Source organism: Cupriavidus cauae (genome assembly GCF_026210475.1).
Taxonomy (GTDB): Bacteria; Pseudomonadota; Gammaproteobacteria; order Burkholderiales; family Burkholderiaceae; genus Cupriavidus; species Cupriavidus cauae.
In genome coordinates this window covers 127,482-143,587 of record NZ_CP080294.1, presented here as the reverse complement: position 1 = coordinate 143,587, position 16,106 = coordinate 127,482, and the positions used below count along the sequence as shown (strand labels likewise).

At 67.5% G+C, this 16,106-nt stretch carries 13 protein-coding genes; 10 read left to right on the top strand and 3 right to left on the bottom strand.

All coding sequences use genetic code 11. From position 1 onward, the window contains the following. Nucleotides 1-3: 3 nt before the first annotated feature. The 4 genes from KZ686_RS16235 (at nt 4) to KZ686_RS16220 (ending at nt 6,106) form a co-directional block, all read left to right on the top strand. Entirely contained in the window at nt 4-1,236 is a 1,233-nt protein-coding gene (locus tag KZ686_RS16235) for an efflux RND transporter periplasmic adaptor subunit (RefSeq protein WP_265634211.1), read from the top strand. A 14-nt stretch (nt 1,237-1,250) separates the two neighbouring features. Continuing rightward, the gene (locus KZ686_RS16230; protein WP_265634210.1) at nt 1,251-4,415 is read left to right on the top strand and encodes a CusA/CzcA family heavy metal efflux RND transporter; all 3,165 of its coding nucleotides are present in this window, start codon (nt 1,251-1,253) and stop codon (nt 4,413-4,415) included. Nucleotides 4,416-4,527: 112 nt separating this feature from the next. Then, a complete protein-coding gene (locus tag KZ686_RS16225) occupies nt 4,528-5,043 on the top strand; it encodes a DoxX family protein (RefSeq protein WP_226105434.1) in 516 nt (171 codons plus the stop codon). A gap of 124 nt (nt 5,044-5,167) precedes the next feature. Then, nucleotides 5,168-6,106: a LysR family transcriptional regulator gene (locus tag KZ686_RS16220; protein ID WP_265635451.1), complete on the top strand. Its 939-nt coding sequence runs from the start codon at nt 5,168-5,170 to the stop codon at nt 6,104-6,106. Nucleotides 6,107-6,233: 127 nt separating this feature from the next. Here KZ686_RS16220 and KZ686_RS16215 read toward each other — a convergent pair whose 3' ends face one another. Then, the gene (locus tag KZ686_RS16215) at nt 6,234-7,130 is read right to left on the bottom strand and encodes a LysR family transcriptional regulator (protein WP_149318230.1); all 897 of its coding nucleotides are present in this window, start codon (nt 7,128-7,130) and stop codon (nt 6,234-6,236) included. A gap of 102 nt (nt 7,131-7,232) precedes the next feature. Here KZ686_RS16215 and KZ686_RS16210 point away from each other — a divergent pair, with 102 nt between their 5' ends. The 3 genes from KZ686_RS16210 (at nt 7,233) to KZ686_RS16200 (ending at nt 10,336) form a co-directional block, all read left to right on the top strand. Next, nucleotides 7,233-8,414: a TauD/TfdA family dioxygenase gene (locus KZ686_RS16210; RefSeq protein ID WP_265634208.1), complete on the top strand. Its 1,182-nt coding sequence runs from the start codon at nt 7,233-7,235 to the stop codon at nt 8,412-8,414. Next, nucleotides 8,411-9,313, top strand: coding sequence for an isocitrate lyase/PEP mutase family protein (locus KZ686_RS16205; RefSeq protein ID WP_150083507.1), 903 nt, complete (start codon nt 8,411-8,413; stop codon nt 9,311-9,313). Before KZ686_RS16210 ends, KZ686_RS16205 begins: the two co-directional genes overlap by 4 nt. Nucleotides 9,314-9,385: 72 nt before the next feature. Beyond that, nucleotides 9,386-10,336 (top strand): tripartite tricarboxylate transporter substrate binding protein, encoded by a 951-nt coding sequence (locus KZ686_RS16200; RefSeq protein WP_265634206.1) that lies wholly within the window; start codon nt 9,386-9,388, stop codon nt 10,334-10,336. Nucleotides 10,337-10,466: 130 nt separating this feature from the next. Here the strand turns inward: KZ686_RS16200 and KZ686_RS16195 are convergent, their stop codons facing one another. Both KZ686_RS16195 and KZ686_RS16190 read right to left on the bottom strand, forming a co-directional pair. Next, nucleotides 10,467-11,165 carry an SDR family NAD(P)-dependent oxidoreductase gene (locus KZ686_RS16195; RefSeq protein WP_265634203.1) on the bottom strand — a complete coding sequence of 233 codons (699 nt, stop codon included), beginning with the start codon at nt 11,163-11,165 and terminating at the stop codon, nt 10,467-10,469. Nucleotides 11,166-11,396: 231 nt separating this feature from the next. Continuing rightward, nucleotides 11,397-11,870 carry an Lrp/AsnC family transcriptional regulator gene (locus KZ686_RS16190; protein ID WP_149318235.1) on the bottom strand — a complete coding sequence of 158 codons (474 nt, stop codon included), beginning with the start codon at nt 11,868-11,870 and terminating at the stop codon, nt 11,397-11,399. Between the two features lie 261 nt (nt 11,871-12,131). Here KZ686_RS16190 and hppD point away from each other — a divergent pair, with 261 nt between their 5' ends. The 3 genes from hppD (at nt 12,132) to KZ686_RS16175 (ending at nt 16,058) form a co-directional block, all read left to right on the top strand. Then, a complete protein-coding gene (gene hppD / locus KZ686_RS16185) occupies nt 12,132-13,205 on the top strand; it encodes a 4-hydroxyphenylpyruvate dioxygenase (RefSeq protein WP_149318236.1) in 1,074 nt (357 codons plus the stop codon). Between the two features lie 168 nt (nt 13,206-13,373). Continuing rightward, a complete protein-coding gene (locus KZ686_RS16180; protein ID WP_149318237.1) occupies nt 13,374-14,759 on the top strand; it encodes an amino acid permease in 1,386 nt (461 codons plus the stop codon). A 96-nt stretch (nt 14,760-14,855) separates the two neighbouring features. Next, nucleotides 14,856-16,058: an amino acid aminotransferase gene (locus tag KZ686_RS16175; protein ID WP_265634200.1), complete on the top strand. Its 1,203-nt coding sequence runs from the start codon at nt 14,856-14,858 to the stop codon at nt 16,056-16,058. Nucleotides 16,059-16,106: the final 48 nt, after the last annotated feature.

The window sequence follows — 16,106 nt, the reverse complement described above, 5'->3', positions numbered from 1 at the left end:
ATCATGGCAATCACACCGAAGCAAAAGGCCGCCATCGCGGCCATTCTCGCGGCCGGCACGCTGGCGACCGCGGCCGTGCTGCTGACCGGCCGCTCAGGCTCGGACCCACACGGCGCGCATGACGCCCACGGCGACGCGCACGCGCATGGCGCCGGGCAGGCATCCGCTTCCGCCGCGACGCCGGCCGCGGACAAGCATGCCGACGCCGACGCGCCCATCGCGCTGACCGACGAACAGATCCAGCGCGCCGGCATCGCGATCGAGACCGCCGGCCCCGCGACGATCCAGTCGGGACTGCAGTTTCCCGGCGAAATCCGCTTCAACGAGGACCGCACCGCGCACGTGGTGCCGCGTCTGGCGGGCGTCGCCGAAAGCGTGCCGGCCACGCTGGGCGAGCAGGTCAGGAAGGGGCAATTGCTGGCGGTGATCGCCAGCACCGCGCTGTCGGATCAGCGCAGCGAGCTGCTTGCCGCGCAACGCCGCATGGAGCTTGCCCGCGCGACCTACCAGCGCGAACGCAAGCTGTGGGAAGAAAAGATTTCCGCCGAGCAGGACTATCTGCAGGCCAGGGCGGCGCTGGAGGAGGCCCGCATCGCCGTGCAGAACGCGCAGCAGAAGCTGACCGCGGTCGGTGCCACGCCTTCGGCGGCGCGGCTCAACCAGTTCGAGCTGCGCGCGCCATTCGACGGCGTCATCGTCGAGAAACACCTGGCCCTGGGCGAGGCCGTGGCGGACAACGCCAATATCTTCACGATCTCGGACCTGTCGACCGTCTGGGCCGAATTCGTCGTTGCCGCCAAGGATCTGGAACACGTGCGCGTCGGCGAGACGGCGCGGATCCGTTCGGCCGCGTCCGACGGCAAGGCCGAAGGGAAGATCTCGTATGTCGGCTCGCTGCTGGGCGAGCAAACCCGCACGGCCAAGGCGCGCGTGACGCTGACGAATCCGAATCTGGCCTGGCGGCCCGGCCTGTTCGTCACGGTCGAGGTGCTGACCGCCAAGGCGGCAGTTCCCGTCGCGGTGCAGGCCGATGCGATCCAGGAAGTCGACGGCAAGCGCGTGGTGTTCGTCGCCGGCCCGAAGGGCTTTGTCGCGCAACGCGTCGTGCCGGGACGCAGCGACGGCCAGCTGGTCGAGATCCGCGAGGGGCTTCGCCCGGGCGTGCGCTATGCCGCCCGCAACAGCTTCGTGCTGAAGTCCGACCTCGGCAAGGACGCTGCCGGGCACGAGCACTGACACGGGAGGTCGCCATGTTCGAACGTGTCATCCGTTTCGCCATCGTGCAGCGCTGGCTGGTGCTGCTCGCCGTGCTCGGCATGGCGGTATTGGGCGCGCTCAGCTACACGCGCCTGCCGATCGACGCCGTGCCCGACATCACCAACGTCCAGGTCCAGATCAATACCTCGGCGCCGGGCTATTCGCCGCTGGAGACGGAGCAGCGGATCACCTATCCGATCGAAACCGCGATGGCGGGCCTGCCGGGCCTCGAGCAGACCCGTTCGCTCTCGCGCTACGGGCTGTCGCAGGTCACCGTGATCTTCCACGAAGGCACGGACATTCATTTCGCACGCCAGCTCGTGAACCAGCGCATCCAGGAGGCCACGGAGAGGCTGCCGGCCGGCGTGTCGCCGGCCATGGGGCCGATCTCGACGGGACTGGGCGAAATCTATCTGTGGACCGTCGAGGCCGAGGAGGGCGCGCGCAAGCCGGATGGCTCGCCCTACACGCCGACCGATCTGCGCGAGCTGCAGGACTGGGTCGTCAAGCCGCAATTGCGCAATGTGCCGGGCGTCACGGAGGTCAATTCGATCGGCGGCTTCGACAAGGAATACCTGGTCGCGCCGAGCCTGGAAAAGCTGGCCTCGTATGGACTGACGCTGGCCGATGTCGTCAGCGCGCTCTACCGCAACAACGACAATGTCGGCGCCGGCTATATCGAGCGCAGCGGCGAACAGTATCTGGTGCGGGCGCCAGGCCAGGTCCGCAGCGAGGCCGACATCGGCGACGTGATCGTCGGCAGCGCACAAGGGCAACCGATCCGCGTGCGCGATATCGCCGAGGTCGGCATCGGCAGGGAACTGCGCAGCGGCGCCGCCACCGAGAACGGCAAGGAGGTGGTGCTGGGTACCGTCTTCATGCTGATGGGCGAGAACAGCCGCGCGGTGGCCCAGGCCGTCGGCGAGCGGGTCGATGCGATCAACCGCACCTTGCCGCAGGGCGTCCGCATCGTGCCGGTCTACGATCGGACCCGGCTGGTCGACAAGGCGATCGCCACCGTCAAGAAGAACCTGCTCGAGGGCGCGGTGCTGGTGATCGCGGTACTGTTCCTGTTTCTCGGGAATATCCGCGCGGCCATCATCACGGCGCTGGTGATTCCGCTGTCGATGCTGTTTACCTTTACCGGCATGGTCAGCTATCGGATCAGCGCGAACCTGATGAGCCTGGGCGCGCTGGACTTCGGCATCATCGTCGACGGCGCGGTGGTAATCGTCGAGAACTGCGTGCGGCGACTGGCCCATGCGCAGGCGCATCGCGGCAGGCCGCTGACCCGGTCGGAGCGCTTCGAAGAGGTGTTCGCGGCCGCGCGCGAGGCGCGGCGGCCGCTGCTGTTCGGCCAACTGATCATCATGATCGTCTATCTGCCGATCTTTGCGCTGACCGGCGTGGAAGGCAAGATGTTCCACCCGATGGCGTTCACCGTGGTGCTGGCCTTGCTGGGGGCGATGCTGCTGTCGGTGACGTTCGTGCCGGCCGCCGTCGCGCTGTTCATCGGCGAGCGCGTCGCCGAGAAGGAGAACCGGCTGATGGCATGGGCGAAGCGGCGCTATGCGGTCTGGCTGGAGCGGTCGCTGGCGAATGCGCCGGTCGTGCTGACCTTTGCCGGCGTCGCCGTCGTGCTTTCGCTGGCCATGGCGTCCCGGCTCGGCAGCGAGTTCATTCCCAATCTGAACGAGGGCGATATCGCGATCCAGGCCCTGCGCATTCCCGGCACGAGTCTGTCGCAGTCGATCGAGATGCAGAAGCAGCTCGAAACGACGCTGATGGCGAAATTCCCCGAGATCGAGCGCGTGTTTGCGCGTACCGGCACCGCGGAGGTGGCGTCCGACCCGATGCCGCCCAATATCTCCGACGGCTACATCATGCTGAAGCCGCGATCCGAATGGCCGCAGCCGGCCAGGACGCGCGAGGCGCTGCTCGAAGCGATGCAGGATGAGGTCGCCAGGCTGCCGGGCAACCGCTACGAGTTCTCGCAGCCGATCCAGCTGCGCTTCAACGAGCTGATCTCGGGCGTTCGGTCCGACGTCGCGGTCAAGATCTTCGGCGACGATCAGGCGGTGCTCGACCGGACCGCCGAACGCATTGCGGCGGTGCTGCGGGACGTGCCCGGCGCGTCCGAGGTCAAGGTCGAGCAGACTACCGGCCTGCCGATGCTGACCGTCGGCATCGACCGGCACAAGGCGGCGCGCTACGGGCTCAATCTGGCCGATATCCAGGACGCCGTGGCGATCGCCATCGGCGGCAAGGAGGCGGGCATTTTCTACCAGGGCGATCGGCGCTTCGACATCATCGTGCGGCTGCCCGATACGGTCCGGCAGGACATCGAGGCGCTGCGCCGGCTGCCGATCGCATTGCCCAAGGGCGGAGGGGCCGATGCTCGAGTCAGCTATATCCCGCTGGCCGAGGTCGCGACGATCGAGATCGCGCCCGGCCCGAACCAGATCTCGCGCGAGAACGGCAAGCGGCGCGTCGTCGTCAGCGCCAATGTCCGCGGCCGCGATATCGGCAGCTTCGTGCCCGAAGCGCAGGCCGCGATCGACAAGGCGGTCAGCGTGCCGGCCGGCTACTGGCTGGGCTGGGGTGGCACCTACGAGCAGTTGCGCTCGGCCACGGCCCGGCTGCAGATCGTCGTGCCGGTCGCCTTGCTGCTGGTCTTCGTGCTGCTGTTCGCGATGTTCAACAACATCAAGGACGGCATGCTGGTGTTTACCGGCATTCCGTTCGCGCTGACCGGCGGCATCCTGGCGTTGTGGCTGCGCGGCTTGCCGCTGTCGATCACCGCGGCGGTCGGCTTTATCGCGCTGTCGGGCGTCGCGGTGCTCAACGGCCTGGTGATGCTGTCGTTCATCCGCACGCTGCGCGACGAAGGCAAGCCGCTCGACGAGGCGATCCGGCTCGGCGCGCTGACGCGGCTGCGCCCGGTACTGATGACGGCGCTGGTGGCCTCCCTGGGCTTCGTGCCGATGGCGATCGCCACCGGCACCGGCGCCGAGGTGCAACGGCCGCTCGCCACCGTGGTGATCGGCGGCATCCTGTCATCGACCGCGCTGACGCTGCTGGTGCTGCCAGTGCTGTATCGGCTCGCGCATCGGCGCGATGCGGTAGTGCCGGCCGCTGCCGTGCCGCGCTCTGCCTGATTGTTGGAGTCCATTGGAAACACAAGCCAATGGCGGCCGGATTGTCCGCTCCGGCCGCCATCGACAGAATGGGCTCCATCGCGGCCGGGGTGCCGCAGTGGTGGAGAGAGACATGACGAAGCGAATCATCGAAGAGGGGCAGCCGGGGCCGGCAGTTGCCGGGATGTCCGATGGATCGGTGCGGCGCCGGCACGCCGCTGGCGCGCGCTTTGAACCCGTCGCCTATCTGCTGCTCCGCATCGTCTTCGGCATCGTGATGATGACCCACGGCCTTCCCAAGCTGCTGGGCACCAGCCACGGCTCGATGGCCGATCCAATGGCGGGCGCGACGCGGCTGATTGCCGAGGTCCTGCATCTGCCCGGCGCGCCGGTGCTCGCCTGGCTGGTGGCCGTGCTTGAGACCTTCGGCGGTGCGATGCTGGTGGCCGGGGCATGGACCCGGCCGCTGGCAGCGCTGATGACGGTGCAGATGATCGCGATCTGCTATATCCACCGGCAGCACTTCGCGTGGATCGACCGGGGCATGGAATATCCGCTGGTGCTGCTGGCCGTGGTGCTGCTGATCGCCGCGCGAGGCGGCGGAGCGTGGTCGGTCGATGCCGCGCTGCATGCGCGCCGGCGGGCCTAGAGCAGGCCGGCACGGCCCGGCGCGGCCCGGCGGCAGCGCGCCGCCACGGCAAGGAAAGGATTGACCGCCGCCCGATCGATCTGTTAATTCTGCCGGACCTTCAATGCAGATCGATCCCAACGGCATGGACCGCTTCGACGCCTTGCAACTGTTTACCCGCATCGTGGAGCTCGGCAGCTTCTCCGGTGCCGCCAATGCGCTCAATATCCCGCGCGCCACGGCCACGCATGCGATCAAGGAACTGGAGGCGCGGCTCGGCGCCCGGCTGCTGGAACGCACCACACGCCAGGTCCGCCCCACGCTCGACGGCCAGGCGTTCTACGAGCGCAGCAAGCGCGTGCTCGCCGAACTCGAGAATGCCGAGACCTCGCTGAGCAGCCACGCCACCGATCCGCGCGGCACGCTGCGGCTCGATCTGCATGGCACGCACGCGGCGATGATCATCCTGCCGCGCATCGGCGAATTCCACCAACGCTATCCGCATATCGAGTTGGCGATCAGCAGCGGCGACCGGCTGGTCGATCTGATCGGCGAGGGCATCGATTGCGTGGTCCGGGCCGGCGTGCCGCGCGAGTCCTCGCTGGTGGCGCGACGGCTCGCCAACCTGACCGAGGTGATCTGCGCCAGCCCGGCCTATCTGGACCGGCACGGCGTGCCCCGCCACCCGGACGAACTCGCCCGGCATCAGGGCGTGGGCTTTTTCGCCCGCAATCACGATTACCGCTATCCGTTCACCGTGCGCGTCGACGGCGAGGTGGTCGAATACCAGCCACGCGGCTGGATCACCGTCAGCGACGCCGAGTGCTATACGCAGGCCGGGCTGGCCGGCTGCGGTTTGATCCAGGTGCCGCGCTTCCGCATCGAGGACCATCTGCGCACGGGCCGGCTGGTGCAGGTGCTGGCCGATTGGCCGTGTCCGGAGCTGCCGGTGTCGGTCATGTACACCTCGCAGCGCCAGTTGGCGCCGCGGGTGCGGGTCTTTGTCGACTGGGTGTCGGCGCTGTATGAAGAGCGCTTCGGGCCGGTGCGGGCCGGCGCATCGTCGCGGCGGCGGGCGTCATGACGATGGCGCTGGATGACCGTCCTGACTGTCCGGCACGACCTTCCTGAAACGACCATCCCGAAACGACCCTACTGATCGACCGTCCTGACCGACCGTCCCGAAGGACCGCCCTTGACGACCCTCCGCGTCAATGCGCCGCCGCCACGGCACGCTGAAACGACACCGCGGTATGCCGCATCGCGTCGCGCACGGCGGCGACCGAGCGGTTGTCGTCATCGGCCTTGCGGGTCACCATCGACAGCGTCAGCACCGGCGCCGCGCGGCCGAGCCGGACGATGCGTACCGGATATCCCTGCAGCACCACGGGGTCCGGTGACTGCACGATCGACACGCCCAGTCCCGCGCTGACCATGGCCACGATGGCCGGCGCGCTGTCGAATTCCACGGTGCCACGGATCTCCGGCACATGGTTGCCGACATACTGCGCCGCCAGCGCGCCCGACACGGTATTGCGGTCGTAGCGGATCCAGTCGTACAGGCGGAACAGCGACGCCACATTGCTTTCCATCGCGCCCGGCGGAGCGATCAGCACCAGTTCGCGGCGCAGCATCGGCGTCCAGCGCAAGCGCGCGGTTCCGCCCGAGGGCGGTTGCGCGACCAGCGCCGCATCGAGCTCGCCGGCCTTGACCGAGGCGGTCAGGGTACTGCTGCGGCCGCGCTCCAGCCGCAATTCGAGCCGAGGATGGCGCTCCCGCACGAAGCGCACGATGCCAGGCAGCAGCACCGGCTGCAACGATTCGATGATCCCCAGACGCACCACGCCTTCCACCGCAATGCTGTTGCCCGCGCGCAGGGCCTCCAGGTTCTGCAGTGCCTGCTGCATCGTCTCCGAAACCTGATGAGCCAGCCGATTGGGGCGCGCCTGCAGTCCCGAGCGGTCGAACAGCGGCCTGCCCAGATACTGCTCCAGCTGCTTCATCTGCATGCTGACGGCGCTCGGCGTCACGTTGGCCTGCCGCGCCGCGGCGGCGAAGGTGCCCGTCTCCAGCACGGCGGCAAGCGTATGGAAGGTCTCGATCTTCATCAAAAATCCTTATGAAGCATCTCAAATAAGTTCGCTTTTCTCATCATACGCCGGCTCGCTAGACTTGTTCCCAACGTATCGAACAACATGTGGAGAGTCCCGATGGCAGTCACCGCCGCAACCGAACCCGCGCAACGCGCGCAACGTCCGCAGCCCTGGACGGCGCGGCAGGCCAGCGAGGACCGCTCCTGGGTCCTGCGATTGAACGCGGCGCAGGTCCAGGGCATGCGCGAGGCACTGGCCCATGCCAAGGCCGTCAACAAGCCGCTGCTGGAGATGGAGCAGGCCGATTTCCCGCTGAACGACGCCGCGCGCGACGTGCTGCGGCAAGCCATCGACACCACGCAGGGCCGCTGGGGCATGTGCCTGCTCAAGGGCTTCCCGGTCGACGAGTGGACCGAGCAGGAGGCAAGGCTCGCTTACTGGGGCATGAGTCTGCATATGGGTGTGGCTCGCACGCAGAACCGCGCCAGCGAGATCATGAACGACGTGCGCAACGAAGGCGGCGAGTACAAGGTCAAGGGCGGCCGCGGCTACAACACCAATGCGGGACTCGACTTCCACCAGGATTCCTGCGATGTGGTCGGCCTGCTGTGCCGCCGCACGGCCAAGGCGGGCGGCACCAGCAAGGTGATCAGCTCGATCGCGCTGTACGACGAGGTCCAGCGCCGCCGCCCGGACCTGATCCCGGTGCTCAAGGGCACCTTCTTCCATAGCTACCAGGGCACGCAGGACCCGAGCCAGCCGCCGTATTACCGCTGCCCGATCTTCGGCAGCCATCCCGAGTACTTCGCCGCGCGCACCAACCGCAAGAACACCGTGGCCGCGCAGCGCGACTTTCCCGAATTGCCGCGCTTGGGCCCGCAGCAGATCGAGGCGCTGGACCTGCTCGACGAGCTGATGCCAAGCGAGCTGCTGTGCTACACGATGGAGCTGGAGCAGGGCGACATGCAGCTGCTGAACAACTACGTCACGCTGCATTCGCGCACGCCGTTCGAGGACCATGACGAGCCTGACCGCAAGCGCCACCTGTTCCGGCTGTGGCTGGCGGTGCCCGGCTCGCAGCCGTTGCCCGACGACTGGAAGGAGTACTACGGGGACGTGCGCGCCGGCTCGGTGCGCGGCGGCGTGCGCGGCAGCGCGATCACACAGGCCTTCCTGGACTACGAGAAGCGGCAGGCCGCGGCGCTGAACATGCTGTTCGAGCCGTGGCGCCCGCAGATTCGGCAGGAGGACATGGCGCGCATCCTGGCGGATTACGCCAACACGGTGGCCGTCGCATGAGCGGCGCCGCGGGGGAAGCGGGACGGTCCCGCTCGCTGAAGGCGCGGCTGATGCAAGCGCAGGCGGAGCCGGTGCTGGCGCCGGGTGTCTACGATGCGCTGTCCGCGCTGCTGGCCGAGCAGGCCGGCTTCGAGGCGCTGTATCTGTCCGGCGGCGCGGTCGCCTACACGCTGCTGGGGCGCTCCGACGTGGGCCTGACCACGGCGACCGAGACCGCCGACGTGCTGGCGCGCATCGCCGACCGCGTCTCGCTGCCGATCATCGTCGATGGCGATACCGGCTACGGCAACGCGCTGAACACGCAGCGCACGGTGCGTGCGTTCGAGCGCGCCGGCGCCGCGATGATCCAGCTGGAGGACCAGGGCTTTCCGAAGCGCTGCGGGCATCTGGCCGGCAAGTCGCTGGTGTCGACCGCCGAGATGTGCGGCAAGCTGCGGGCCGCGCTGGATGCCCGGCACGATGCCGACACGCTGATCCTCGCGCGCACCGATGCCGTCGCGGTGGAGGGTCTGGACGCCGCGATCGAGCGCGCCGAGGCCTATCTGGCCTGCGGCGTCGATGCGCTGTTCATCGAGGCGGTGGTGTCGGCCGAGGACATGGACCGCGTCTGCGGCCGTTTCGCCGCGCGCATTCCCTTGCTGGCCAATATGGTCGAAGGCGGCAAGACGCCGATCCAGAGCGCGCCCGAACTGGGCCGGCGCGGCTATCGCATCGTCATCTATCCCGGCGGCACGGTACGCTTCGCCTCGCGCCAGTTGCAACGCTATTTCGCGGGCCTCAAGGCGGCGGGCACCACGCGCGCCTTCGCCGGCGAGATGAACGATTTCGATGCGCTGAACGCGCTGCTCGGCACGCCCGAGCTGCTCGACACCGCCAGGCGGTATGCCGGCGACGACTGAGCGCCAATTCCCGTCCACTAGCGCGCCCATCGATCGACAGACCTATATAAAAACCCCCAGGGGGAGACAACCATGCAACGACGCGATTTCCTCGGGCTGCTCGCTGCGGCCGCGATATGGCCCCGCGCGGCACAGGCGGCCGCCGTTACCAGGATGATGGTCGGCGCGACACCGGGCGGCGGCACCGATCTGGTGGCCCGCGCGCTGGCCGCCGAACTGGAGCAGCGGCTCAAGCAATCGTTCATCGTCGAGAATCGCGGCGGCGCCGCCGGCAATATCGCCGCGATGGCGGTGGCCAAGGCCGATCCCGACGGCGGCACGCTGCTGCTCAGCTATACCAGCCACGCGATCAACCCCGCGCTGTTCGACAAGAAGCCGTTCGATCCGCTGAAGGACTTCACGCCGATCTCGTTGATCGCCAGCTCGCCGCTGGTGCTGGTGTCCCGGCCCGACCTGGGCGTCGGCAATGTGCGCGAGCTGATCGCGCTGGCCAAGTCGCGGCCCGGCAAGCTGAGCCTGGCGGTGGCCGGCGTCGGCAGCGCCAACCATCTTGCCGGCGAGATGTTCAAGCGCGAGGCTGGGATCGAGATGATCAGCGTGCCGTACAAGGGCGCCGCGCCGGCGGTGGCCGACGTGGTCGCCAGCCAGGCCGATCTGCTGCTCGGCAATGTGGCGACGGTGCAGCCGCTGCTGCAGGCCGGCAAGATCAAGGGGCTGGGCGTCAGTACCGCGCAGCGCCTGCCGTCGATGCCGGAGTTGGCGCCGATCGCCGAGGTGGTGCCGAACTTCCACTACAGCTCGTGGTACGGCCTGCTCGGGCCTGCCGGCATGCCCGCCGATACCGTGGGGCAGCTGGGCAAGGCCGTGCGCACCGCGGTGGCCTCGCCCGCAATGCGCAAGCGTCTGCAGGGCGAGGGGCTGGTGCCGGTCGGCAGCGATGCCGCCGAATTCACGCGCTTCCTGCAGAGCGAGATCGCCCGCTGGGCGAAGGTGGTCGCGCTCACCGGCACGCGGGTGGGCTGAGGGGAGCCGAGTTCATTCGAGGTCGGCCGAGGTCAACCGAGGGCCGAGGGGCCGAGGGGCCGACGAGCCGAAGTCGGCCCAGGCGAGCGCGGCGGGCGGCGCGAGGCCGCCCATGCCGCCGATGCCGCCTTCAGGCCCGGTTCACTACCGGCAGCAGCGCGCCGTGAATGGCGCGGGCCGCATCCGAGGCCAGGAACAGGATCGCGTCGGCCAGCGCCGCGGGATCGACCCAGCGCGAGGCATCGGCGTCCGGCATCGCCGCGCGGTTTTCCGGGGTGTCGAGCACGCCGGGCAGCACGGCGTTGACGTGCACGCCCTGGTCGCGCACCTCGGCAGAGAGCGCCTCGGTCAGCCGCGCCAGCGCGTCCTTCGAGGCGCAGTAGGCCCCCATTTGCGCCAGGCCGCGCGCGGCCGAGTTGGCGCCGACATTGACGATCCTGCCGCCGCCGGCGGCGACCATATGCGGCACCACCGCGCGCGACACGTTCAGCACCGTACGCAGGTTCAGGTCGAACATCCGCTCCCACTGGGCATCGGCGCCTTCGCCGACGACGGGACCCATGCCGAAGCCGCCCGCCAGATTGCACACCACGTCGATGCGCTGGCAGCTCCCGATCGCCTGTTCGATCGCGCGCTTCACCGCGCCGGCGTCGAGCAGGTCCGCTTCCAGCGCGAGATGCGCGCCGGCCGGAAGGGCGGGGCTGACGCCGGGGCGATCTACCAGCACCAGGCGGGCACCGGCATGCGCGAAGGCGTCGGCGACGGCACGGCCGAGGTTGCCGGCCGCGCCGGTGATGAGGACGGTCTTGTCGTGGAAGTCGAATGCCATGTCAGGTCTCCTGGGAATGCATTGCATCGCGCCGTTGACGTCGGCGGATGCGGCCGGCGTCCCGATGTATGTCGGCCGATGCGGCCGGCGCCCAGTGTATGGCGACGCGCCCAACAGGATGTTGCGATTGCGGCTCGGGCTAACCCTGTGTCGCGGCAGAAAATTGCGGCACCGCGCCGGTCCTGGCGTGGGAGGCCTCGGCGGCGTCCCCGAGTTGTCTAAAAAAGACGTCTACAAATCCAGCGGCATCGCACTGGTGCACTTGATTTCGTCGAGGCAGACGCTGGAGCGCACGCCGCTGACGCCCGGAATCCGCATCAGCGTATCGAGCAGGAAGTCCGACAGCGACTTCAGGTCCCGCGCGACCACCTTCAATACATAATCGATATCGCCCGTCACGGAGAAGCACTCCTGGATCTGGGCCAGCTCGGTCACCAGGCCCTTGAACTTCGACAGGTCGCGGATATGCCCGCGCTCCATCGTCACATGGATGAAGGCCACCACGCCGAAGCCGAGCATGGCGCCGTCGAGCCGGGCCTCGTAGCGCTTGATGATGCCGCTTTCCTCCAGGCGGCGGTGACGCCGCAATGTCTGGGCCGGCGACAGGTTGATGGCCTCGGCCAGTTCCAGGTTGGAGGCGCGGCCGTGCTCCTGCAGGACGTCCAGCAGGCGGCGGTCGGTACGGTCCAGTTCGATCGAATGCATCTTTATTTCTCCAGGGAGCGGATGGACGAAATGTTATCTCACATCCTAGGGTTTCCCTGTGGTTTTAACGAAATCCAATTTGGCGCCGCGAAATATAAACTGCATCGCATCGCTGCATGCGTTCGACCCTCAGGCGATATGTCGGGGCCCTGCTGGGACCCGACACCCGCCGGCGCCGTTCGACGCATGAGCAGCAGAAATAATATTTCCCGGGGGATGCCCCGGCATCCCGGACCCACAACCCACTTGCCAGAAGACGATATGAGCGATCTCTTTGACAACCCGATGCAGCTGATGGGCTTTGAATTCGTCGAATTCGCCTCGCCAACGCCGAATGTGCTGGAGCCCCTGTTCGAACAGATGGGCTTCACGCTGGTCGCCCGCCACCGCTCCAAGGACGTGGTGCTGTATCGCCAGGGCGACGTCAATTTCATCGTCAATCGCGAGCCGAACAGCCTGGCCGCGTACTTCGCCGCCGAGCACGGCCCCAGCGCCTGCGGCATGGCGTTCCGCGTCAAGGACTCGCACAAGGCCTATGCCCGCGCGCTCGAGCTCGGCGCGCAGCCGGTGGAGATCCCGACCGGCCCGATGGAACTGCGCCTGCCGGCGATCAAGGGGATCGGCGGCGCGCCGCTGTATCTGATCGACCGTTTCGAGGACGGCAAGAGCATCTACGACATCGACTTCGAATTCATCGAAGGCGTGGACCGCCGCCCGGTGGGCCATGGCCTGAAGCTGATCGACCACCTGACGCACAACGTCTACCGTGGCCGCATGGCGTACTGGGCGGACTTCTACGAGAAGCTGTTCAACTTCCGCGAGATCCGCTACTTCGACATCAAGGGCGAATACACCGGCCTGACCTCGAAGGCGATGACCGCGCCGGACGGCAAGATCCGCATTCCGCTGAACGAGGAATCGCAGAAGGGCGGCGGCCAGATCGAGGAATTCCTGATGCAGTTCAACGGCGAAGGCATCCAGCACATCGCCTTCCTGTGCGACAACCTGATCGAGGTCATCGACAACCTGCAGCTGTCGGGCGTGCCGCTGGCGACCGCACCGAACCAGTACTACTACGACAACCTGGCCAAGCGCCTGCCCGGCCATGGCCAGCCGGTCGACCAGCTGCAGGCCCGCGGCATCCTGCTCGACGGCACCACCGAAGGCGGCCAGCGCCGCCTGCTGCTGCAGATCTTCTCGAAGCCGTTGCTGGGTCCCGTGTTCTTCGAGTTCATCCAGCGCGAAGGCGATGAAGGCTTCGGCGAAGGCAACTTCAAGGCGCTGTTCGAATCGCTCGAGCGTGACCAGATCGAGCGGGGCGTGCTGAACGTCTGATCCGTCAGCTCGTCGGCGACCCCGGCCGCTCGCGTCGGGATTGTTCACAGGGTCATATCCACCGACTGCCCGGCGCTACCCGCGCCGCGGCAGCGCACAGCCTTAAGCGTCCGCCCCCATAGAGGCGCCCGGCTAACATTCCAAAAGAATGGGTAGAGGAAACACTTCATGCATGCAGATCAATCGGACCGCTCGCTCAAGCGCGGCCTGAAGAACCGGCACATCCAGCTGATCGCGCTGGGCGGTGCCATTGGCACGGGCCTGTTCCTGGGCATTGCTCAGACCATCAAGATGGCGGGCCCCTCGGTATTGCTGGGCTATGCCGTCGCCGGCATCGTCGCCTTTTTCATCATGCGCCAGCTCGGCGAGATGGTGGTCGACGAGCCGGTGGCGGGCTCCTTCAGCTATTTCGCCGACAAGTACTACGGCCATTTCGCCGGCTTCATGTCGGGCTGGAACTACTGGGTGCTCTATATCCTGGTCAGCATGGCCGAGCTGTCGGCGGTCGGCATCTACGTCCAGTACTGGTGGCCGGAGATTCCGACCTGGGTGTCGGCATTGGCCTTCTTCCTGATCATCAACGCGGTCAACCTGGCCAGCGTCAAGTCCTTCGGCGAGACCGAGTTCTGGTTCTCGATCGTCAAGGTCGCGGCGATCATCGGCATGATCGGCTTCGGCGGCTATCTGCTGGTGTCCGGCGAGGCCGGCCCGCAGGCCTCGGTCGCCAACCTGTGGCAGCACGGCGGCTTCTTCCCGAACGGCGTGTCCGGCCTGGTGATGGCGATGGCGGTGATCATGTTCTCGTTCGGCGGCCTGGAGCTCGTGGGCATCACCGCGGCCGAGGCCGATTCGCCCGAGAAGACCATCCCCAAGGCGACCAACCAGGTCATCTATCGCATCCTGATCTTCTATGTCGGCGCGCTCGGCGTGCTGCTGTCGCTGTACCCGTGGGAGAACGTCGCCAGCGGCGGCAGCCCCTTCGTGCTGATCTTCCACGCGCTGAACAGCAACTGGGTCGCCAACGTGCTGAACGTGGTGGTGCTGACCGCGGCGCTGTCGGTCTACAATAGCGGGGTTTACTGCAACAGCCGCATGCTGTTCGGCCTGGCACGCCAGGGCAACGCCCCCAAGGCGCTGCTGAAGGTCAACCGGCGCGGCATTCCGGTGGTGGCCCTGGGCGCATCGGCGGCCGCCACCGCGGTCTGCGTGCTGATCAACTACCTGATCCCGGGCAAGGCCTTCCAGCTGCTGATGGGCCTGGTGGTGTCGGCCCTGATCATCAACTGGGCGATGATCAGCGTGATCCATCTGAAGTTCCGCGCCCACAAGCGCAGCGCCGGCCTGACCACGCGCTTCCAGAGCTTCGGCTACCCGCTGACCAATTACCTATGCCTGGTCTTCATGGCCGGCATCCTGGTGATCATGTACCTGACGCCGGACCTGCGCCTCTCGGTCTATCTGATCCCGGTGTGGCTGGGCGTGCTGGCCGTGTGCTACCGGCTGCGGAACAAGGACGCGGCGCAGGCGCTGCCGCAGGGCGCACCGGTGCGCTGAGGCAGTGACGGCAATGCGAGGCGGCGCCCGGCGCCGCCCGCGACGCCGCGCGTCATCTCCGATCTTGCATCGATCTCAATCTGGCTTGAGGTTTTCATGTTTGCTCATATCGACGCCTACCCCGGCGACCCCATCCTGTCCCTGAACGAGAACTTCGCGCAAGACCCGCGTCAGGACAAGGTCAATCTGACGATCGGCGTCTGCTTCGACGACGAAGGCCGCCTGCCACTGATGGCCGCGGTGCGCGAAGCAGAAGCCGCGCTGGTCGCCGACCAGGGTCCGCGCCCGTATCTGCCGATGGCCGGTATCGCCGGGTATCGCCAGGCCGTGCAGCAGCTGGTGTTCGGCGAGAACAGCCCCGCGCTGGCCGAGGGCCGCGTCGCCACCATCCAGACGCTGGGCGGCTCGGGCGCGCTGCGCGTCGGCGCCGATTTCCTGAAGCGCTATTTCCCCGAGGCGCAGCTGTGGATCAGCGATCCGAGCTGGGACAACCATCGCGTGGTGTTCGAGCGCGCCGGCTTCCAGGTCAACAGCTATCCGTACTATGACGACGCCACCGGCGGCCTGCGCTTCGACGCGATGATCGACGCGCTGCGCCAGGTGCCGAAGGGCCATGTGGTGCTGCTGCACGCCTGCTGCCACAACCCGACCGGTGTGGACCTGAACGAGGCGCAATGGCGCGAAGTCATCGCCGTGGTCAAGTCGCGCGGGCTGCTGCCCTTCGTCGACATGGCCTATCAGGGCTTCGGCACCGGCCTGCAGGACGATGCCTTCGTGATCCACGAGCTCGTGCGCGAAGGCGTGCCGTGCCTGGTCGCCAATTCGTTCTCGAAGAACTTCTCGCTGTACGGCGAGCGCTGCGGCGGGCTGTCGGTGGTCTGCGCGAACGCCGAGGAAGCCGGCCGCGTGCTGGGCCAGCTGACCGGCGCGGTGCGCGCCAACTACAGCAACCCGCCGACGCACGGCGCCCGCATCGTCGGCAAGGTGCTGACCACGCCGGCGCTGCGCCAGTCGTGGGAGGCCGAACTGGCCGCCATGCGCGAGCGCATCGCGGCGATGCGCACGGCGATCCACGACAATCTGCAGCGCCTGGTCGGCGATGCGGACCTGTCGCGCTATCTGGCGCAGCGGGGCATGTTCACCTATACCGGCCTGTCCGCCGAGCAGGTCGATACGCTGCGCACCGAGCACGGCGTCTATCTGGTCCGCTCGGGCCGCATGTGCGTGGCCGGCCTGAACCACGGCAATGTGGCGGTGGTCGCGAAGGCGATCGCCGGCGTGTTGAGCGCGAAGGGCTGATCGCGTAGCGCAGCAAAACGAAGGGCCCGCGCACGGCAAGGCGCGGGC